We start from the raw sequence: 19,611 nt of genomic DNA, 5'->3' as shown, positions 1-19,611 counted from the left end.
GAGCGTCGTAAAGCCGGGCTTTTTAGTTCTTAGGCCTTGGCCTGCTGCTCCTGTTCCTTCGCCAGACGAGCTGCGGTGCGGCGGCGCTTGCGAAGCTGATCAAGGCGCTCTTCGAGGAGAACGTCGAGCTCCTCGATGGTGCGGCGCTCGCGGAGCATGTCCCAGTGCGTGCGCGGCGGTTTAACGGGCTTGGCCTCGACGCCCTCGCCCTCCATGAGTGTGCCAATCTGGCCGTTCTTGCACATCCACTCCTCGGGGATCTCAGCCTCGTCGGCGAAGGGGACGTCGAACACCTCGCCGTTAGGGGTGCGGTACTTAGCCATGCGGCGCGGCGCCAGATCGTGGTCGCGGTCAGTCTCGTAACTGACGGCACCCATCCGACTTCCGCGCAATACGCGATCAGCCATGCTGTGTGAATCCCTTCCCTCGTTTGATAGTCGCCCCATTATAACGACCGGGCGCTACGAAATGTTCCCGCCACCCAGTGCGAACGGGCGGGCCGTGTTCGTGCGGTTATGGGGGCTTGGGCCGTGGGTCGACTCTGCATTGCGGACTTGGGCGATGTGTCTACTGTTTGCTTGAGGTTTCGTGGTGGGTTCGAGTCCGCATTGCGGCCTGCGCTTCGAGGCAGGTCGCCCGGGAGGCGGGTCGACTCCGCATTGCGGACTAGGGTGACATGTCACAAGTTAGTGTTTAGTCCCTATCAGGGGCAGCATTGAGGACCTTGCCGGATACTGACTCCGCATTGCGGACTTGGTTGTCACGTCTACTGTTCGCTTAGGGTTGCGTGGCGAGTTGGCCTGGAAGCTGGTCGCTAGGGAAGGGGAGTTGACTCCGCATTGCGGACTACGGTGACGCGTCCCAGATGAAAATCCACCCCTCATCATGGCCAAATCGAGAATCCGACCGTGCGCCGACTCCGCATTGCGGACTTGGTTGACGGAACACCAATTCGACAAAACACACCAAGAGTCCCATACTCCGTACTCAACCCCGTGCCCTGGACATCGAGCGGTGTATTACGCTTGCACCATGCCGACGACTCCACAGACCTGCCAGTGGTGTGGTGTCGAATTGCCCCCGCAAGAGGGGAGAGGGCGTAAACGGAAGTTCTGTAGCCCGTCGTGCAAGCAGCGCGCGTACGAGCAGCGGGCGTCGGTTAGCGGTACTACCATTCCGGCGGAGGCGGTAATTTTGGCCCCTGAGCGGGCCGATGACTTGCGGGATCAGTTGTTCCAGCTGCGTTGCGCGGCAGAGGATATCGCCATTGCCCACCGCGAAGGTGCGGACCATACCGAGATCGCCGAGCTGTGCGAGGAACTGGTAAATATGGCCAAACGCGTGGAAAGGCTAAGGTAGGAATGGTGAACAGGCAACGTCAGATCCCCAAGCCAGTCCTTATTTTCGCAATTATATTCATCCTCGCGTTGGCGGCGCTGGCAATCGTGCCGGTCGTCTACGCCTTGCTGTTCGGCGATCACGGTGTGAAAACAGAGGGCATCAACGCTGAGGGCGCGCGCCCGGCGACGACGGAGGTCGACGGGGTGTGGGACGTTACCAACGAGCTCGGCCCAAACCAGACTTCGGCGGGATTCACTTTCTTCGAGATCCTGCCGGCCGAGCGCAAGATGACGTCCGGCTCTACGCGCGAAGTCGAAGGCGAGGTTCAGATCGAGGCGGGTACGCTGACGGCCGGCGAGATCACTGTAGACATGAGGAGTGTTGCCACAGACAACGATCGGCGCGACGTTAACGTCCGTCGCTCAATCCTCAACACCGATGATTACCCAACGGCCGAGTTCAGCGTGACGGAGCCCGCGGACGTGAGCCAGTTGCCATCCGACGGCACGGTGGGAACTGTGACACTGACGGGCGATCTGACAATCCGCGGCGAGACCAACCGCATTACCCACGAGTTCGAGGCTCTGCGCACCGGCGACAACATCGTAGTCGCGGGCGACATCCCAATCAGCCGCGAGGACTTCGGCGTGAAGACCCCAGAGCTGGTGGCTGCCAAGATCGCCGACGAAGGCGAAGTCAACGTCCGCCTGAACCTGGAGAAGGTCCGCTAAAAAACGTAACGTTACGTAAATAAGGGGCATCAGCCCTGCGCAAGTCATTGTCCGATAATGTACATTATGTCAACTAAAGCTTGACGACGCCCACGCTCCCGTCGCCTAGCGCCGCCCCCGCCGGTCGCGCGGCACGAGGGTCACCTGGACCACGTCCAGCATCTCCAACCGCGCCAGCGCCTCGCGCAGCGCGAACTGCCACTGCCACAGGCGCCGGTACACCTGATCGAATCCGTCCGCCGCAGCCTCGCGCAGCCGGCTGTCGAACATCTCGCGCTGCAGGCGTAGCGACGCCGCGAGGTGCGCCGGTGCCCGCGTCTGCGCGACAATCCGCAGCGGCGTTCGCCGGTCGACGATCCGCGTGAGCTCATCGGGTGTCGAGAAGCTCAGCCCCGGCCAGATATAAGCCCGCAGTGACTGCAGCGCGGCGTCGGCCGCCGGTGTGAAGGCCGCCGTGCGCATCACGGTCTGCACAGCCACGCGCCCGCCCGGGTCCACGAGGTGGCCGACGGCGGATAAGTACTGCGCCTTGCTCGCGGGAGTTAACGTCTCGAGCCGCTCCACGCTGACCACTGCGTCGTAGAAGCTGCGCCGGTTAGTCGCACGCGTCCACTCCGGCCCCATGAGCTCGACGTGGACAGCACCGCCGACGCCCGCGTACACCACTCGGTCGCGCAACGCGTCCGCGGCGTGCTCATCGGCGGCCCACGCGTCGACAACCGCTCCCCGGCCTGCCGCCGCGAGCGACACCGCGCCCCCCGAGGACGGGAACTCCAGCAGATGCGTACCGCGGCCGGTTGCGCAGGCGTCGAGAAGCATCTGCACAGAGCGCTGCTGCACGTCGCCCAGGTCGTCGCGGGACGCGTCGATGGGCTCTGAGTACTCCGTCACGTCGACGAAATACGCCGGAGCGGAACGCGACTGCTGGGATTTCACGCGAACGCGCTGCGTCGTGGGCACGCCCGTCGCGAAATGACCCGCGAAACCGCTCATCCGGTCGCCGGCAAAATGCTGTACTAGCTCGGCCGGGATCTCCCCGCCGCCGTCGAGATGCTTCGGGCTAATTGTCGGGGTCTTAGGCCGGTAGTTGGACTGAAGCAGCTTGGTGAGGACGTCGACAAGCACCTCGCTGCTGGTTGCAAACCATTCCCCCGCCATGAACCCTTCGGCGAGGCCCACCCAGCCGCTTTCGGCGATGCGGCGGAACAACATGTCGTATTCGACTCTGAGTTCCGCGCCGCGGCCCGAGTCAAGCTCGATCCCAGCAGCCGCGCAGGCGCCGGCGAATTTGGCCTCGGCGACCCGCGCCTTCAAACCCGCCGCTGGGCCTGTTGGGATGGCCAGCAAACCCGGCCAGGCGTGGGCATCCACCGTTACAAGGTGCTCTGGAACGTCCGGGGCGGTCAACACTCGTCCAACTCTAACGACTGACATGCCCCGGAGGCGGCAGGCACGTCGGGGCTTGCGTCCACGAAATCTTGGCAAAGGCGTAATATGTGCAACAGATAGCTAACCACGTCCAGCAAGGAAGGCACACCTATGACTGAAACCCCATTGCGCCCCGCAGGTAACCGCCACCACGTCGTCATTATCGGCGCCGGGTTCGGCGGCTTTTTCGCAGCTCGCGATCTTGCCGATGCCGACGTCGACGTCACCATCATCAATCGCACCAACCACCACCTGTTCGCCCCGCTGCTCTACCAGGTAGCAACCGGTCTGCTTTCCACCGGCGAAATCGCGACCTCCGTACGCCAAGCCCTCTCCGGACAGGACAACGTTGACGTTGTGCGCGGCGACGTCACCGACATCGACGTCGACGCCCAGACCGTGACCGCGTACGAGGGCGAGTTTTCGCGCACCTACGCCTACGATTCCCTGATCGTCGCAGCGGGCGCTGGTCAGTCCTACTTCGGCAACGACCACTTCGCCGAGTTCGCTCCCGGCCTGAAGACGCTCGACAACGCGCTGGAAATCCGCGCGCGCATCATCACCGCCTTCGAGCGCGCCGAGGTCGCTGAGACCGCTGAGGAGCGCGAGCGCCTGCTCACTTTCGTTATCGTTGGCGCCGGCCCCACCGGCGTTGAGCTCGCCGGCCAGATCGCCGAGATGGCCCACCGCTCCTTCGCGCACGGTTACTCCAACTTCGTCCCCTCGCAGGCAAAGATCGTGCTTATCGACGGCCTCCCCCAAGTGCTTCCCCCCTTCGGCAAGCGCCTTGGCAAGCGAGCTCAGCGCGAGCTGGAGAAGAAGGGCGTCACCGTCGTTCTTAACTCCATGGTGGTCAACGTCGACGAGGACTCCGTCACCTACAAGGACACCAAAACCGAGGAAGAAACCACGATCCCGACGACCACCAAGATTTGGTCCGCCGGCGTGCAGGCTTCCCCGCTGGGCAAGCTGATCGCCGACCAGGTCGGTGTCGAGGCCGAGCGCAACGGCAAGGTTCCGGTTAACGCCGACCTCACCGTGGGCGACAAGTCCAACGTCTTCATCATCGGTGACATGATGAGCCGCGACCGCCTCCCGGGCGTTGCTCAGGTCGCTATCCAGACCGGCGAGTACGTCGCGAAGATCATCAAGGAGCAGGTCGAGCACGACGTGGCCCCAGAGGCCCGCGACGACTTCGAGTACTTCGATAAGGGCTCGATGGCTATCGTCTCCCGCTTCAACGCCGTGGTCAAGATCGGCAAGGTTGAAGTCACCGGCTTCACCGGCTGGTTGATGTGGCTTGCAGTCCACGTCTCCTTCCTGGTGGGCGTGCGCAACCAGTTCGTCACCATGCTGTCCTGGTTCGCCAACGCTCTGAGCCCGAAGCGTTACAACCTGGCCACTACCCTGTCGCAGATGCACGGCCGCACCGCGTTGCTGAAGCTGCGCGACTTGGCTACCGACGAGGACGCTCTGCCGGAGCTGCGCGACACCAACGGCGAGAACTAGTTCTCTACCCCCGTTTTCAGCCCGGTCTCCGCTCGCGGAACCGGGCTGTTGCGCGCCATGGCGTATCATTCTTTTTCACTTAAGTAATTCACCGCGCTTCGCTTGAAGGGGGCCAACACACCATGCCGCCACGCCTACCGCTGCCTCTGCAACGCAGCAAACGCCCCGATGCCGCATCTGAGCCCTCCTCAAGGAGCGTGCCGATCCCGATTGAGCGCAACGTCGACTTCTGCCGCATCTTCCTCGACGGCAAGAAGCTGCCCGGCGAGGCGCGGGTGACCCAGGCTTTGAAGATGGTCGAGGATCATGAGAACGCGTTTCTTTGGCTGTCTCTCAGCGAGCCGAACACGACGCAGATGGAGCGCATCGCCGAGATCTTCAACCTGCACGACCTCATCGTTGATGACGTCGTTGACGCGCACCAGCGCCCGAAGATGGAGCGTTACGACGACCAGCTGTTCATGGTCGTGCGCTCCGTGTACTACCGCGACGACGAGGAAGTCGACGACGCCCGCGAGATCATCTCCACCGGCGAGGTGCAGGTCGTGCTCGGGCCGAGATTCGCCATCACCATCCGCCACAAGGCTCCCCTGCCCGACCTGACGCTCGAGCTCGAGGAGGACGAGGAGCTGGCGATCCTCGGCCCGCCCGCCGCCGCGTGGAAGGTGTTTGACCACGTCGTAGACAACTACCTCAAGGTTGCCACCGCGCTCGGGCGCGACGTCGACGAGCTGGAAAACGAGGTGTTCACGCCCAGGCGCGACATCAACATCGACAAGATCTACATGTACAAGCGAGAGATCTTGGAAATGCGCCACGCCATCGACCCGCTCGGACCAGCGCTGCGCTCAGGGCTGATGAACAACAAGGACATGCTGCGCAAGATGCTGCGCTCGTACTTCCGCGACGTCCAGGACAACGCGATGATTGTCAGCGATCACGTCTCCGGGTTCGACGAGCGGCTCTCGTCGCTTCTCGACGCCTCCGTGGCGAAGGTTAACATGCAGCAGAACAGCGACATGCGCACCATTTCCGCCGTGGTTGGTATGGCGGCCGCCCCGACCATGATCGCCGGCATTTACGGCATGAACTTCGCGTACATGCCGGAGCTCGCGTGGCGCTGGGGGTATCCGGCGATCCTAATCCTGATGGCGACCGTGATGGGCGTGATGTACTGGTGGTTCCGGAAGAACCACTGGTTGTAAGGACGGGTTCTAGCTGCGATCGCGCAGGATCATCAGCTTGAGGTTCGTGGTGGCCACGAGCTTGGCCTCGTGGTACATCTCCACGCGCCACAGGTGAGTCGTCCGGCCGATGTGCACGGGCACCGCGACGGCGTCGATACGCCCCTCTTTCACGCTGCCGAGCAGGTCGGTGTAGTTGCTCATGCCGACTGCCGCAGCGCCGGAGTTAGCCACCGCTGCGATAGAACCGAGGGTCTCCCCGATCGAGCAGTACAGGCCGCCGTTGGCGATGCCTGTGATCTGGTGGTGCTCCGGTGTTACGTCGACGTAGCCCTCCGTGTGGTCGCGGGAGACGTACGTGATGACGATCCCGAGGGTATTCGCCAGCCCTTGATTTACGGCGTTGACGCCTTCTAGCTCTTCATCGGTTAATGGTGAAGTAATCGGCTCGCTGCCAAACCTGTGATCCATGCCACCACTATACGTTTAACACTGTCAGAAAGTATGCAAAACTTGCAAAGAACTATGACGTAGCGTTTCGGCACCGCGTAGTATCTCACCCATGACTACCGGTAACAAGCTCGCCCAGATCGGCGTCGTGGGGATGGCCGTCATGGGCTCCAACCTCGCGCGCAACTTCGCCTCCAAGGGCCACACTGTGGCCATCTTCAACCGCTCCCCGGAGAAGACCCGCGCGGTCATCGAGGCGCACGGCCACGAGGGCGACTTCATCGCCTCCGAAACCATCGAGGACTTCGTCGCCTCCCTTGAGCGCCCGCGCAAGGCCATCATCATGGTCCAGGCCGGCCCTGCGACGGACGCCGTGATTGAGCAGCTTGCCGACGCCATGGAAGACGGCGACATCATCATCGACGGCGGTAACGCCCTGTTCACCGACACGATCCGCCGCGAGCAGGAGATCGCCCAGCGCGGCCGCCACTTCGTCGGCGCCGGCATCTCCGGCGGCGAGGAGGGCGCGCTCAACGGGCCGTCGATCATGCCCGGCGGGCCGAAGGAATCCTGGGAGACCCTCGGGCCGCTGTTGGAGGACATCTCCGCGAAGGTCGACGGCGTGCCCTGCGTGACGCACATCGGCCCCGACGGGGCGGGCCACTTTGTCAAGATGGTGCACAACGGCATCGAGTACGCGGATATGCAGGTCATCGGCGAGGCCTACCACCTGCTGCGCTACGCCGCCGGGATCGAGCCCGCGGCGATGTCGGAGATCTTCGCCGAGTGGAACCAGGGCGACCTCAACTCCTATCTGATCGAGATCACCGCCGAGATCCTGCGCCAGGTCGACCGCCACACCGGAACCCCGTTTATCGACGTCATCGTCGACGCCGCGGGCCAGAAGGGCACCGGCCGCTGGACCGTCAAGGAAGCCCTTGACCTCGGCGTTCCGGTCACCGGCATCGGCGAGGCCGTCTTCGCCCGCGCCCTGTCGTCGGCACTCGCGCAGCGCGAGGCCGCACAGCGCATCGGCCTTCCCTCCGGGGAAACCACCACGCTGGAGGCCCTCGGCGTGGACAAGGAGCAGTTCATCGAGGACGTGCGCCGCGCCCTCTACGCCTCCAAGCTCGTCGCCTACGCGCAGGGCTTCGACGAGATCAACGCCGGTTCTCAGGCCTACAACTGGGACATCAAGCCCGGTGACCTCGCCCGCATCTGGCGCGGCGGCTGCATCATCCGCGCGAAGTTCCTCAACCGCATCACCGATGCCTACGAGAAGGACCCGGAGCTGCCGTCTCTGCTACTGGATCCCTACTTCAAGGCTGAGCTCGAGGGCGGGCTGATTGACTCCTGGCGCCGCGTCGTGGTCGTCGCCACGCAGCTCGGCCTGCCGATCCCGGTCTTCGCCTCCTCGCTGTCCTACTACGACTCCCTGCGTTCCGAGCGCCTGCCGGCCGCTCTGATCCAGGGCCAGCGCGACTTCTTCGGCGCGCACACCTACCGCCGCGTGGACATGGAGGGTACGTTCCACACCGCTTGGTCGGGCGACCGCGAGGAGCTGAGCTACTAGCGGTTAGGGGGCTTGCCCCCGCAGCAGGTAGCATCGCAGCAATGACGTCTTTCGCCGACCTCGGCCTCCCCCGCCCCATAGTCAACGTTTTGGCCAAGCAGGGCATCACCGAGCCCTTCCCCATCCAGGAAGAGGCGATCCCGGACGCGATGGCCGGCCGCGATGTTCTCGGCCGCGGCCCGACGGGCTCGGGAAAGACCTTCACCTTCGGCCTGCCCATGCTGGCCCGGCTGGCGGGAGCCCCGTCGAAGCCTGGCCACCCGAGGGGTCTGATCCTCGCCCCAACCCGCGAGCTGGCCACCCAGATTCGCGAGCGTCTCGACGACCCCGCGGCCGCGCTCGGCCTTCGGCTTCTCGACGTCGTCGGCGGCGTCAACATTAACAACCACCTGCGCTCCCTCGCCGCGCCCGTCGACGTGCTCGTGGCCACCCCGGGTCGCGCAGAAGACCTGATCAACCAGCGCAAGCTGTTCTTCGACCACGTCGAGATCACCGCGCTGGATGAGGCGGACCAGATGGCGGACATGGGATTTTTGCCGCAGGTGCGCAAGCTCCTCGACCGCACGCCGAAGGGCGGCCAGCGGCTGCTGTTCTCAGCGACGCTGGATGGGGACGTCGAAAAGCTCATTGCGCGCTACATGACCAACCCAGTGACGCACTCGACCGCGCCGGTCCAGGCCGCCGTTGGCACGATGGAGCACTACCGGCTCTTGGTCGGCGACCGCGACGAGCGCGGAGATGTGGTGCTGCGCATCGGCGCGCGCGAGGGCAAGACCATCATGTTCATGCGCACCAAGCACGGCGTGGACCGACAGGTAAAGAAGCTGCGCCGCGCCGGCATCAACGCCCAGGGCCTGCACGGTGACAAGGGCCAAGGCGCGCGCACCCGCGCCCTCGAGGGCTTCGGCGACGGCTCCGCGCCCGTGCTTGTCGCCACCGACATCGCCGCGCGCGGCATCGACGTTGACGACGTCTCCCTCGTTGTCCACGTCGACCCTCCCGCCGAGCACAAGGCCTACCTGCACCGCGCAGGACGGACGGCGCGCGCGGGGTCGTCCGGGACCGTCGTCACGCTCGTGCTCGATGAGCAGGAAAAGGAAGTCCAGCAGCTGATGAACAAGGCCGGGGTCAGTGCGACACCGGTGCGCGTCACAGCAGAGTCCGCCGAGTTGGCTAAAATTACAGGCGCACGCACACCCTCCGGCACCCCGCTGCCGCCGCCCGGGCAACCGCAGCAGACGAAGCGGGCCACCACGGTGCGCAACGGCAAACCAACGAACCCCGCAGGGCGCGCTTCACGGCGCCGCCCACGAAGCAGTAGCGGGCGCAGCTAACGCACCCCCGGGTGCACGGTCGGCGTCCTTTTCACAGACATGGACATACTCATATCCATCCTCTCCCTAGTCGGATTCATCGCGCTGACCGCATCGACGGGCCTGTTCGTGGCCATCGAGTTCGCCATGACCGGCCTCGAGCGCTCCACCGTCGACGCGCACGTCCGCGATAAGGGAGACCGCACCGCGCGGGCCGTAGCGAGGGACCACTCGAACCTCTCCTTCGTCCTCTCCGGCGCGCAGCTCGGTATCACCGTGACCACCCTGGCCGCGGGTTATCTGGCCGAGCCGGTGTTGGGCCAGTTCTTCACTCCCCTGCTTGAACTCGTCGGCCTGAACGCGAACGCGAGCCAGATGGTCGCGCTGATCCTGGCGCTGATCGTGGCGACATTTTTGTCCATGGTGTTCGGCGAGCTCGTGCCCAAGAACATGGCGATCACTGAGCCGCTCGCGACCGCGCGGTTCGTCGTTCCTCCCGTCAACGCGTTCAACACCGCTCTGAAGTGGTTCATCAAGGCGCTCAACCGCTCCGCCAACTGGTTCGTGCGCAAGCTGGGGATTGAGCCGGCGGACGAGCTGGCGTCGGCACGCTCGGGCCAAGAGCTCGGCGTGATGGTGCGCAACTCCGTGGAAGCGGGCAGCTTCGACGCCGAGACCGCCCGGGTGATCGACCGCTCCCTGCAGTTCGGCGAATCGACCGCCGAAGAGTTCATGACGCCGCGCTCCACGATCGAGTCCCTCGACGTGGAGGACACCGTCAACGACCTGATCGCGCTGTCGCGCTCCTCGGGCCACTCGCGCTTCCCCGTCCGCCGCGGTGACCTCGACGACACCGTCGGCGTGGTCCACATCAAGGATGCCTTCTCCGTGGACAAGGAGCTCCGCAGCAGCGTTAAGCTCGGTGAGCTGGCGCGCCCCGTGCATTTCATCCCGGGCACCCTCGACGGGGACTCGGTGCTCAACCGGGTGCGCTCGGCGGGCTCGCAGGTGGTGCTCATCGCCGACGAGTACGGCGGAACCCAGGGGCTCGTTTCCATCGAGGACGTCGTCGAAGAGCTCCTCGGCGAGGTCTACGACGAGTACGACGACCGCGAATCCGAGCGCGACTTCCAGCGCTTCGGCCTCTCCTGGGAGGTCTCCGGCCTCGTCCGCCTCGACGAGCTCAGCGAGCGCCTGAGTTACACCGCCCCGGATGGCCCCTACGAGACCCTTGGCGGGTTGATCATGTCCACCCTCGGCCGCGTCCCCGTCCTCGGCGATAAGGTCTTACTGCCAGAGACCGGCGGCGGGTTCCAGGAGGATTTCGAGTCGGGCAACGCGGGGCGCTGGACCGCCCACGTCACCGTGATGGATGAGCGGCGAGTGGATAGGGCGATTTTGACCCCCGTGCCCTCTGCCTCGAAGGAGGCCACCTCATGAGCATCTGGCTCGCCCTCTTCCTCATCGCCGTCCTGCTGGCGTTTAACGCCTTCTTCGTCGCCTCGGAGTTCGCGCTTGTCTCCTCGCGCCGCGACCGCCTCGAGTCCATGGCCGCGCAGGGCAAAAAGGAGGCGCAGCAGGTTATCCATTCAATTGAGCACCTTTCGATCTACCTCGCGGGCGCCCAGTTCGGCATCACGATCTGCTCTCTCATCTTGGGCAAGGTCGCCGAGCCCGCGATCGCGCGCTACATCGAGGTGCCGTTCATGGCGCTCGGGGTGCCCGCGGATCTGCTGCACCCGATCGCGTTCGTCATCGCCCTGGCGATTATCTCCTGGCTGCACATCCTCTTCGGCGAGATGGTGCCGAAGAACATCGCGATCGCAGGCCCTGAGCAGCTCGCGCTGTGGCTCACGCCGGCGATGCAGATGTGGGTCACCATCACCGGCCCGATCATCCGCGCGCTGAACTGGGTTGCGCGCAAGACGCTCAAAGCGTTCGGCATCGAGCAGCGCGACGAGCTCGAATCCACCGTCAACGAGCAGCAGCTAGCGAACATGATCATGGAGTCGCGCGAGGAGGGCCTGCTCGACGCGGAGGAAACCGCGCGTCTGGCCAAGGCGCTGCGCTCTGAATCGCGCAGCCTGAAGGAGGTGATGATCCCGCTGGAGAAGCTGACCACGATCCCGTACTCGACGCGCGGCATCGCCCTGTCCACCATCGAGCACGCCGTGCGCACGACCGGCTTCTCGCGCTTTCCGGTAGAGCGCTCCGGCGGCGCGCTGGTCGGCTACCTGCACGTCAAGGACATCCTGGACCTGATGGAATCCGACGAGGTCGATCCAGTGGTCCCGGTGTCGCGGATCCGCCGTCTCAGCATCGTCGACGGCACAGGCTCGCTTGACGACGCCCTGACCTCCATGCACCGCCGCTCCGCGCACATGGCGCAGGTCCGCGTCAACGGCGAACTCATCGGCGTGCTCGCTCTCGAAGACATCATTGAGGAGTACGTCGGCACGGTGTCCGACTGGACACACGAGTCTTAAGATAGGTTTTAGTTAGCTTATACGCTGAAAGGGTGGTCACTTATGGCTCGGCACGCATCCGGGAAGAATAACTACGCGCTCTCGGGCGGGGTCATCGCGGCCCTCGTCGTCGCGGTGCTGCTCTTCGGCGTGGCGATAGCGTTCGTGTCAACCCGCGGCGACGGCGACACAGAGGCTAGCGGGCAAGCGCCCGCCTGCGTCGCGGGCGATCTCGCTCTCCCAGTCGCCGCGACCGATCAGGCCGTCGCATCCTCGCTTATCGACGCCTACTCCAACGTCAACCCCGTCGTCCGCGACTTTTGCGTCAAACCCACCCTCGTTGAGTCGATTGCCGACGCAGCCGTCTACATCGCCCCCAACACCCCGGTGGCGCACCAGGAGCTGGCCGCTCAGAACCGGACGGCTGCGACCTCGGAGCCCAGCCCCGTCTACGCGGAGAAGGTCGGCCTGGCCGGAGCGCAGGCGCCGGCCTCTGCAGCGGAGGTCGAGCTAGGCGCGGTCGCCTTCCCGGTCAACGACGAGCCCTCCGCCTCTGCCCTGGTCGCTGCCACGCTGGCCCCCAACGACCAGGACGCGGTCAACGCGTTGACCAACCAGCGCGTCGCCACGCTTGACGACGCCCAAGAAAACGCCCAGTACATCGCCACCGCGGAGAGCAGCGTTCCCGAGGGCTTGAACTTTAGCCCGCTGGATGCGGCGATCGTCTACACCGCGATCCCGCTGAACCAGGGCGACAACGTCACCGAGGAGCAATCCCGGGCTGGCCAGGACTTCGTTCGCGTCGCGGCCGAGAACTTCACCGAGCAGCCGGCTGAGCAGCCGACGATCTCGGACATCGTGTGGGCGGCGGCGACGCCGAGCGGCGGCGAGGAGATTACCCGCAACACCGAAACGGGTGCGACCATCGCCGACGGCGGGCCGACGAACACCCTGTTCGTGCTCGATACCTCCGAGGCCATGGCCCCCTACCTCGACGCGGCCGCGCAGGGCATCGCGGCGGCCGCCGAGTCCGTTGCTGGCGCCGGTCACCAGGTGGCGCTGTGGAACTACTCCTCGCCGCTGACCCCGGGTGTGACCCAGGGCTACCGCCGCAACGTGACGTTTACGCCCAACGCGGGTGAGGTTGTGCAGTCGGCGAACCGGTTCATGACTGGCGGCCAGCCGCAGACAAGGGAGGCCGTTACCGCAGCCGTGCGAGAGACCGCTGAAACGGGCCTGCCGAGCCGCGTCGTGGTGATCACCACCGGTACGGCGGACGGCGGCGACGATGAGGCGTTTGCCCAGGCGGTAACTGACGCGGCGGGCGCTGGCGTGACCGTCTCAGTGGTCCACGTGGGCGAGGGCCAGCAGGACCAGGCGCTGCGCCGGGCGAGCACCTCGGCCGCGGATGCGCCGAGCCAAGGGCAGGTTGCCGACGCGGTCAAGGCCGCGTCGGGGATTGCGCCGTAGCCTAGGAGGTCTTGCGGCGACGGCGGGCGGCGAGCTCGTCGATGGAGTACACGCCGGCCTCGGCCACGTCCTCGGAGATGCGCTCCGAGGGGAAGGACGAGATGGTGCCGGTCAGCTCGCGCATGATCTGCGGGACGGCGATGCCGAAAACACCCTGTCCCCCGCCGAGAAGGTCGATGATCTCCTCGCTGCTGCGGCACTCGTAAACGGTGGTGCCGTCGGAGACGAGGGTAATCTCCGCGATGTCGTTGACGCCGCGGTCGCGCAGCTTGTCCACGGCGAGTCGGATGTTCTGCAAGGAGATCCCGGTGTCGAGGAGTCGCTTGACAATCTTGAGCACGAGGATGTCTTTGAAGGAGTACAAACGCTGCGAGCCGGAGCCCTTGGCGCCGCGGATCGACGGGCGCACGAGGTTGGTGCGGGCCCAGTAGTCGAGCTGGCGGTAGGTGATGCCCGCGACCTGGCAGGCGATGGGAACGCGGTAGCCCACCTCATCAGAGGGGCCCACGTCGAACAAGGTCTCCTGGATTGGGGCTGCGTTGGCAGTCCCCTGGGGCTGGGTTTCGAAGTTCTCGCTCACGTAATTACTCCCATGAAGTTTGGATGTGGGCCTAATGCTTATTAAATGCCAAGCTTAGGCTGGGGTCAAGCCCACAGAGCGCAACACGCCGAACTTTAAACCCAAACTTTAACTTTAGAGTTTTTCTGTCCCATCCCCCCCACCGAGGTCGTCCTCGTCCACGCCCAGGTTGCGCATGAGCTGCTCAAACTCGTCGTCACCCTGCGGCTGGGGCGCGTCGTCGTCCAAGCGCTCGTCGTCAAGCTCAAGCTCGAAGTACTGCGCGGCGTCCTCTGGCGACAACCAGAGCGACGCGGCTGAGATTACGGACTCATCGACCTCGAGCGCAAGGTCCAGCTTAAGCGCAACCGTGAGCGCATCGCAGGGGCGCATCTCCGCCGATGTCCCATCGCCGAAGTTGAGGGCGCAGGCGAACACGCCTTCGTGGTAGCTAGCGATCTCTACCGATTCGGGCCCGACCGCCATTGCCTGGGCGAGCTCGACGAGAGCGTCCGTGGCGTGGGGGCGGTTCGGGTGCCAGCCAGCCGCGCGGGCGATCAGGCGCGCACCTTCAACGGGCGGCAGCCACACGGGCAGGCAGCGCGACGTCCCCTCGACGAGCAGAACGGCGCAGAGGTATTTCTCGGGACCAAGCGGGTAGATCCCCGCGAGCTGGGCTATCGCCAATTGTTAAGCTCGTTCTTCAACAAAGACGCGTGGAGCGAGACCACAAGTGCGGTGAGCTGCTGGCCGATCTCCTCGGCCTTCTGCTCCGCGCTGACCTGGCGCGACTTCGCCACCGGCTGGGTGACGCGGGCGATCAGATCCGCCTGGCGCGAGGCAGTCGTGCGCAGCGTTTTCAGGTGACGCTCGTCGAAACCGAACTCCGCGAGGGCCGCCGCGGTGGACGCGATGTGCACGTCATCCGCCGTGAAGTGGCCCGCCGCGTCAGGCGTGACCAGCCCCGCGGCGATGAGCTGGTCGACGACAGCGCCGTCCACCTTCGCCTGCTCGGCGACATCGACGTCCGTTAGCTTGGTTGCAGCCGGCGCGCGGAAGTTCTCCGGGGAAATCATCGGCGCGCTCTCAGCCGGTGACACGATCGCGGTGACCTGGCCGGAGTCCATCGCCTCAAGCTGTTCGCGGATCACCTTCAGCGGCAGGTAGTTGTCGCGCTGGGTGACCAGGATGTAACGCAACCGGTCGACGTCGGCATCGGTAAACCGGCGATAGCCGGACGCGGTTCGCTGCGGGGTGATCAGCCCCTCCGACTCGAGGAAGCGGATCTTCGACACCGTGACATCAGGGAACTCTTCACGCAGGCGTTCCAAAACAACGCCGATCGACATTGTCTTGGCGGGCTTAGCAGCTTTGGCGGGCTGCTGCGGAGAGGTTTTGCGAATCGCGCTCACGGTGCTCAAACTTCGTACTCAGGCTCGGTTGGTTGGAAGCTGGGGCCTACTTGTCTTCGGAGATGAAGACGAGGCGGAATTTACCAATCTGGATCTCATCGCCGGTGGCGAGGGTCTGGGAGTTACGGGGCTCGCGGTTGACGTAGGTGCCGTTGAGCGAGCCCACATCTACTACCTCGAAAGAGCCCTCGTTGCGGCGGAACTCTGCGTGACGACGCGACACGGTGACGTCGTCAAGGAAGATGTCCGCCTCCGGGTGGCGGCCAGCGGTGGTGGTGTCCTGGTCCAGCAGGAAGCGTGCGCCAGCGTTCGGGCCGCGCTTGACAACGAGGAGTGCAGCGCCCTCAGGAAGATTCTCAGCGCCAGTTGCCGCGTTCGACGGCGCCGCGCCAGATTCCATTTCCTTCAGCAGGTCTGCGCGGAAAACCGAAGTGGTCTCTACTTGGGTCTCCGGCGCACCAGTGTTCTCGCTCATTATCTCTCCTGACGCTTTTTGTGAATGTCTGCGGATTTCTAAACAACTGCTTGCCATAGTACCGGCATCGCGTCCGCGGCGGGGGCAATGGCACTCGCTGTAGCAACACGTGCAGTTTACAACCGCCGCGCTTCGCCGCCGAACTCAACGGTTAGCGAAACATGTTGGCAACTCCCGAAATGAAGGAGTTTCCGCTACCCGCGAGCGGGTTGTCGCTAACCATGTACGTCCAGGTAGCGCTGGGTCGCTTCCAGCCGGCGTCGGCAAGGTGCGCGCCGGCCTCGTCGATGACGACATCGGCGAAGGTCTGCTCCGCCTTGTCGACGGCCCGGTTAGCGAGATCCTTGAACTCGCGCACCGCGATCCTGTGATATTCGTCAATCGGCGTTTCCCGGGCGATAGCGCGCAGGTGGATCGACTCGCGCACGTCATCCATGAGGGCAAGGTGCTCGCTCCACTCATCGTCGAGGTGGAAAAGCATGATCTCGCGGGCCGCCTGGTTGAGCACCTCCTCAGGCAAGTGCTCGAGCTCCGCGGCGCGCTGCGGGTTGCGGCGCGCGAGCTCCTCCCAGGCGGTCGGCGTGTCCAGCAGGGCCGCGCGGCGGGTATCCAGAATGTCGCGGTGGTCGGCGAGCAGCTTGTTGTACTTCCAGGTCTGGGCGTGGATCTCCAGCAGCTGCCCCTCGGTGACGCGCCGGCAGTGCTCGACGAAGCTGTGGACCCGGGGGTCGTCGATACGCCCGTCCGCACCCGGTCGCGCGGTCACGGAGCTGTCCGCGCCACCCACGACCACGACGTCGTCTTCCAGGGACACAAAGAACAGGGTCAGGCCCGGGTCCCCCTGGCGCCCCGCCCGGCCGCGCAACTGGTTGTCCAGTCGCGCGGTGCGGTGGCGCGCCGTGCCGATTACGGCCAGCCCGCCGAGGTTCACCACCTCCTCCCGCGCCGTCTCGTCGGCACCGCCGAGACGGATGTCGGTACCGCGGCCCGCCATCTGCGTCGACACCGTGACCCGGCCAACGTCACCAGCCTCGGCGATGATGCGGGCTTCCTCGGCGTCGTTTTTGGCGTTGAGCACGCTCGCCGTGATGCCGCGCTGCTCAAGCGCCTCCGCGAGCGCCTCCGATTCCGCGACGTCGTGGGTGCCCACGAGCACGGGCTGGCCGGTGGCGTTCAGGTGGGCGATCTCATCGACAATTGCCCGGTTCTTCTCCTCGGCGGTGGCGTAGATCCTGTCCGCCTCGTCGAAGCGCCGCGTCGGCGTGGCGCGCTCGATCACGGACACCCCGAGCCCGTAGAACGTGCGCAGCTGGTCGGTCGCCTCCACGGCGGTGCCCGTCATGCCGCAGACGATTGGGTAGCGCCGCATCAGCGCCTGCAGGGTGATCGAGTCGAGGATCCGGCCGCCCTCGGAGACGCTCAAGCCTTCTTTGGCCTCTACCGCGGCCTGCAGCCCGTCGGGCCAGCGCTGGAGTTCGGCGACGCGCCCGCGGGAGGCGTCGACAAGCGAGACCTTGCCCTCGTCGACGATGTAGTGCACGTCGCGGATCAACAGGGCCTTGGCGTGCAGGGCGAGGTTGACGCGCACGAGGGTATCGCCGACGTGCTCGGCGTCGTAGAGCGAGGTGATACCCAGCGCGCGCTCGGCGGAGCGCGCCCCGTCGTCGGTGAGCGAGACGTTGCGGCCCTCGGCGTCGATTGCGTAGTCGCGCCCCTCGACGAGGTGCGACACCGCTTCGGTGATCTGCCCGGTGGCCTGCTGCGCGCCCACGGTGCCGGCGAGCACGAGCGGCACCAGGGCTTCGTCGATAAGCACGCTGTCCGCCTCGTCGACGAGCGCGACGTCCGCTGGGGCTTGGACCGTCTGGCTGCGGTGGGTGATCTGATTGTCGCGCAGGTGGTCGAAACCAATCTCGGCGACGGGCGCGTAGACGACGTCGCAGCGGTACGCCGCAACGCGCTCATCGCGTGTCGACGCCTCCGTCACCGCCGCCACGCTCAGCCCGAAGAACTCGACCAGCGGGCGCATCCACTGCGCATCGCGCTGGGCGAGGTAGTTGTTCACCGTGATCAGGTGCACGCGCTTGCCGGTCAGGGCGAACCCCGTCGCGGCCATCGCCCCGACAAGCGTTTTGCCCTCGCCGGTATCCATCTGAATCACGTCGCCCTCAAGCAGGCGCAGCACGGCTTGGCTCTGCACGTGAAACGGGGTCATGCGCAAGGTGCGCGTCGCCGCCTCGGACAGGCCGGCGAGAAACAGCGGCTTGTCGACGATCCCCTGCTCAGAGACCGCCGAGCGCACGGCGGCCGCGACCTCGTCGTCGCTACGGGAGCTCAGATCGGCGGCCAGCGCGCCTGCGCGATCGACGATGCCCTTCGACTTCTTGTCGGCTCGCTCGTTGGTCGAGCCCATCGCCTTCCAGAACCAGTCGAATGTGCCCATCCGCTCTCACCTGACCTTTCCGTCACCTGTTGGTGGCTAAATTCCTCGCTCGACTCTACGTCACCGCAACCCGTCGGGGTCACTACCTGCCGATTAGTTCTTCCGCGCGCCTGTGCGATAACCTTAACCACGTTGTCGCGCTCGTCGCGGCACATTGATTACAACGGGCTATGGCGCAGTTTGGTAGCGCACTACACTGGGGGTGTAGGGGTCGCAGGTTCAAATCCTGTTAGCCCGACCAATCGGGTCGCACTCATTGGGTGCGGCCCTTTTTTATACCCGCACCTTCAGCGCGCCGGGCTTGATGTCAATTTCCACGGTGCGCACCCGGCCCACGGGGTCGCCGTCGACCTCGAACACTTCGGGTGAGGCGAACTGCACCGTCACCCGCTCCCCCTTGGCGTAGGTCAGCGCGTTCGGCGGGCGCGGCACGTTCATTTGCTTATCGACGTTGCGCGGATCCCGGTTCCACAGCCTTACCAGCGTGTTCACGCCGATCCCCACGCCGATGCGGATCCAGCCCCACGGGCTGCGCGGGGCGATCGCCACGAGGTCGAGGGCGCCGTCGTCAGGCACGGCGTGCGGCAACAGGGGCACGTTGGTGTAGACGTCGCCGCAGTTGCCGATGATCAGCGTGTGCAGCCGCTTCTTGGCCACGCGCTGGCCGTCGAAGGTAAAGGTGGCCTTCACGCTATTGCCGCCCCCGAGAGACCGGAGCACCCCCGGTACGTAGGCGAGCTGGCCGATCCGCTTCTTTAGGTCCTCGTCGGTGTTTTCCACCATCTGCGCGTCGATGCCCACGCCCGCCATGACGACGAAGCGCATCACGTCGTTGGAGTTGTCATCCCAGTGCAGCCTAGCCTCGCAGATGTCGATGGTGTCGTCGGTGCCGTAGAAGGCGCGCTTGACGGAATCCTCCAGGTCGAGGGAGAGCGCTAGGTTGCGGGCGAGCAGATTTCCCGTGCCCGCGGGAATGATGCCGAGTGCGACTCCCGTCGACGCCAAGGCGGAGGCAACGAGGCGCACGGTGCCGTCTCCCCCGGCGGCGAGCACGACGGAGGCGCCCGCCTGCGCCGCGGCGGTGGCCTGCGCGTAGCCGGAGTCTTCCGGGGTCGTTTCCACCCACTCGATGCGCATGTTCTCCGGCGCGTGGGTGGTAACGAGGGAGCGCAGCGCGCGCTCATCCACCTTGGCGGGGTTGTACACGACGACGGCCTTGTCTCGGTGCTGGGAGTCCACGCTGACCAATATATGTTGT

At 65.2% G+C, this 19,611-nt stretch carries 18 protein-coding genes and 1 tRNA gene; 10 read left to right on the top strand and 9 right to left on the bottom strand.

All coding sequences use genetic code 11. The annotated features are described in order from the left end of the window. Positions 1-29 precede the first annotated feature (29 nt). On the bottom strand, positions 30-407 hold the full coding sequence (locus tag RIU96_RS08255; protein ID WP_136648488.1) for an RNA polymerase-binding protein RbpA: 378 nt from the start codon (positions 405-407) through the stop codon (positions 30-32). 625 nt (positions 408-1,032) lie between these two features. Here RIU96_RS08255 and RIU96_RS08250 point away from each other — a divergent pair. Both RIU96_RS08250 and RIU96_RS08245 read left to right on the top strand, forming a co-directional pair. After that, positions 1,033-1,359 (top strand): hypothetical protein, encoded by a 327-nt coding sequence (locus tag RIU96_RS08250; RefSeq protein ID WP_186309871.1) that lies wholly within the window; start codon positions 1,033-1,035, stop codon positions 1,357-1,359. Positions 1,360-1,361: 2 nt separating this feature from the next. Further along, positions 1,362-2,072 carry a YceI family protein gene (locus tag RIU96_RS08245; RefSeq protein ID WP_259809925.1) on the top strand — a complete coding sequence of 237 codons (711 nt, stop codon included), beginning with the start codon at positions 1,362-1,364 and terminating at the stop codon, positions 2,070-2,072. A gap of 105 nt (positions 2,073-2,177) precedes the next feature. On the opposite strand, the gene RIU96_RS08240 is transcribed toward RIU96_RS08245, so the two are convergent. After that, complete coding sequence (locus tag RIU96_RS08240; RefSeq protein ID WP_144318290.1) at positions 2,178-3,482, bottom strand: SAM-dependent methyltransferase; 1,305 nt, start codon at positions 3,480-3,482, stop codon at positions 2,178-2,180. 129 nt (positions 3,483-3,611) lie between these two features. On the opposite strand from RIU96_RS08240, the gene RIU96_RS08235 reads away from it, so the two are divergent. Continuing rightward, positions 3,612-5,009, top strand: coding sequence for an NAD(P)/FAD-dependent oxidoreductase (locus RIU96_RS08235; RefSeq protein ID WP_259801671.1), 1,398 nt, complete (start codon positions 3,612-3,614; stop codon positions 5,007-5,009). A 122-nt stretch (positions 5,010-5,131) separates the two neighbouring features. Continuing rightward, positions 5,132-6,214 (top strand): magnesium and cobalt transport protein CorA, encoded by a 1,083-nt coding sequence (locus RIU96_RS08230; RefSeq protein ID WP_144318292.1) that lies wholly within the window; start codon positions 5,132-5,134, stop codon positions 6,212-6,214. 9 nt (positions 6,215-6,223) lie between these two features. Here the strand turns inward: RIU96_RS08230 and RIU96_RS08225 are convergent, their stop codons facing one another. Then, a complete protein-coding gene (locus tag RIU96_RS08225; protein WP_136648499.1) occupies positions 6,224-6,664 on the bottom strand; it encodes a PaaI family thioesterase in 441 nt (146 codons plus the stop codon). Positions 6,665-6,755: 91 nt separating this feature from the next. On the opposite strand from RIU96_RS08225, the gene gndA reads away from it, so the two are divergent. From gndA to RIU96_RS08200, 5 genes are read left to right on the top strand one after another with little or no spacing between them, the layout of a single operon-like run. Beyond that, positions 6,756-8,216, top strand: coding sequence for an NADP-dependent phosphogluconate dehydrogenase (gene gndA / locus RIU96_RS08220; RefSeq protein ID WP_181729527.1), 1,461 nt, complete (start codon positions 6,756-6,758; stop codon positions 8,214-8,216). 41 nt (positions 8,217-8,257) lie between these two features. Beyond that, complete coding sequence (locus RIU96_RS08215; RefSeq protein ID WP_259809927.1) at positions 8,258-9,550, top strand: DEAD/DEAH box helicase; 1,293 nt, start codon at positions 8,258-8,260, stop codon at positions 9,548-9,550. A 39-nt stretch (positions 9,551-9,589) separates the two neighbouring features. Continuing rightward, positions 9,590-10,969, top strand: a complete 1,380-nt coding sequence (locus RIU96_RS08210; RefSeq protein ID WP_259787975.1) for a hemolysin family protein — start codon at positions 9,590-9,592, stop codon at positions 10,967-10,969. Continuing rightward, complete coding sequence (locus tag RIU96_RS08205) at positions 10,966-12,015, top strand: hemolysin family protein (protein ID WP_259787974.1); 1,050 nt, start codon at positions 10,966-10,968, stop codon at positions 12,013-12,015. Before RIU96_RS08210 ends, RIU96_RS08205 begins: the two co-directional genes overlap by 4 nt. Before the next feature lie 42 nt (positions 12,016-12,057). Next, complete coding sequence (locus tag RIU96_RS08200) at positions 12,058-13,464, top strand: VWA domain-containing protein (protein WP_144741188.1); 1,407 nt, start codon at positions 12,058-12,060, stop codon at positions 13,462-13,464. Position 13,465: 1 nt separating this feature from the next. Here RIU96_RS08200 and RIU96_RS08195 read toward each other — a convergent pair whose 3' ends face one another. The 5 genes from RIU96_RS08195 to secA2 all read right to left on the bottom strand — a co-directional run bounded on the left by RIU96_RS08195 (position 13,466) and on the right by secA2 (position 18,353). Beyond that, positions 13,466-14,044: a MerR family transcriptional regulator gene (locus tag RIU96_RS08195; RefSeq protein WP_136648509.1), complete on the bottom strand. Its 579-nt coding sequence runs from the start codon at positions 14,042-14,044 to the stop codon at positions 13,466-13,468. Positions 14,045-14,158: 114 nt separating this feature from the next. Beyond that, a complete protein-coding gene (locus RIU96_RS08190) occupies positions 14,159-14,710 on the bottom strand; it encodes a bifunctional nuclease domain-containing protein (RefSeq protein ID WP_144689304.1) in 552 nt (183 codons plus the stop codon). Further along, positions 14,701-15,435 carry a transcriptional regulator FtsR gene (locus RIU96_RS08185; RefSeq protein ID WP_144822750.1) on the bottom strand — a complete coding sequence of 245 codons (735 nt, stop codon included), beginning with the start codon at positions 15,433-15,435 and terminating at the stop codon, positions 14,701-14,703. Before RIU96_RS08185 ends, RIU96_RS08190 begins: the two co-directional genes overlap by 10 nt. Before the next feature lie 46 nt (positions 15,436-15,481). Further along, positions 15,482-15,910: an oxoglutarate dehydrogenase inhibitor Odhl gene (odhI, locus tag RIU96_RS08180; protein WP_136648515.1), complete on the bottom strand. Its 429-nt coding sequence runs from the start codon at positions 15,908-15,910 to the stop codon at positions 15,482-15,484. A gap of 151 nt (positions 15,911-16,061) precedes the next feature. Next, on the bottom strand, positions 16,062-18,353 hold the full coding sequence (gene secA2, locus RIU96_RS08175; RefSeq protein ID WP_259790490.1) for an accessory Sec system translocase SecA2: 2,292 nt from the start codon (positions 18,351-18,353) through the stop codon (positions 16,062-16,064). Between the two features lie 164 nt (positions 18,354-18,517). Between secA2 and RIU96_RS08170 the strand changes: the two genes are divergently transcribed. Then, positions 18,518-18,594, top strand: a tRNA-Pro gene (locus tag RIU96_RS08170). A 32-nt stretch (positions 18,595-18,626) separates the two neighbouring features. Here RIU96_RS08170 and RIU96_RS08165 read toward each other — a convergent pair. Further along, positions 18,627-19,592, bottom strand: a complete 966-nt coding sequence (locus RIU96_RS08165) for a diacylglycerol/lipid kinase family protein (RefSeq protein ID WP_170228664.1) — start codon at positions 19,590-19,592, stop codon at positions 18,627-18,629. Positions 19,593-19,611 lie beyond the last annotated feature (19 nt).

Source organism: Corynebacterium sp. Z-1, from assembly GCF_031844665.1.
Lineage (GTDB): Bacteria > Actinomycetota > Actinomycetes > Mycobacteriales > Mycobacteriaceae > Corynebacterium > Corynebacterium sanguinis.
Note: the sequence above shows the minus strand (reverse complement) of the source record. Positions and strands in the feature narration are given on the sequence as shown.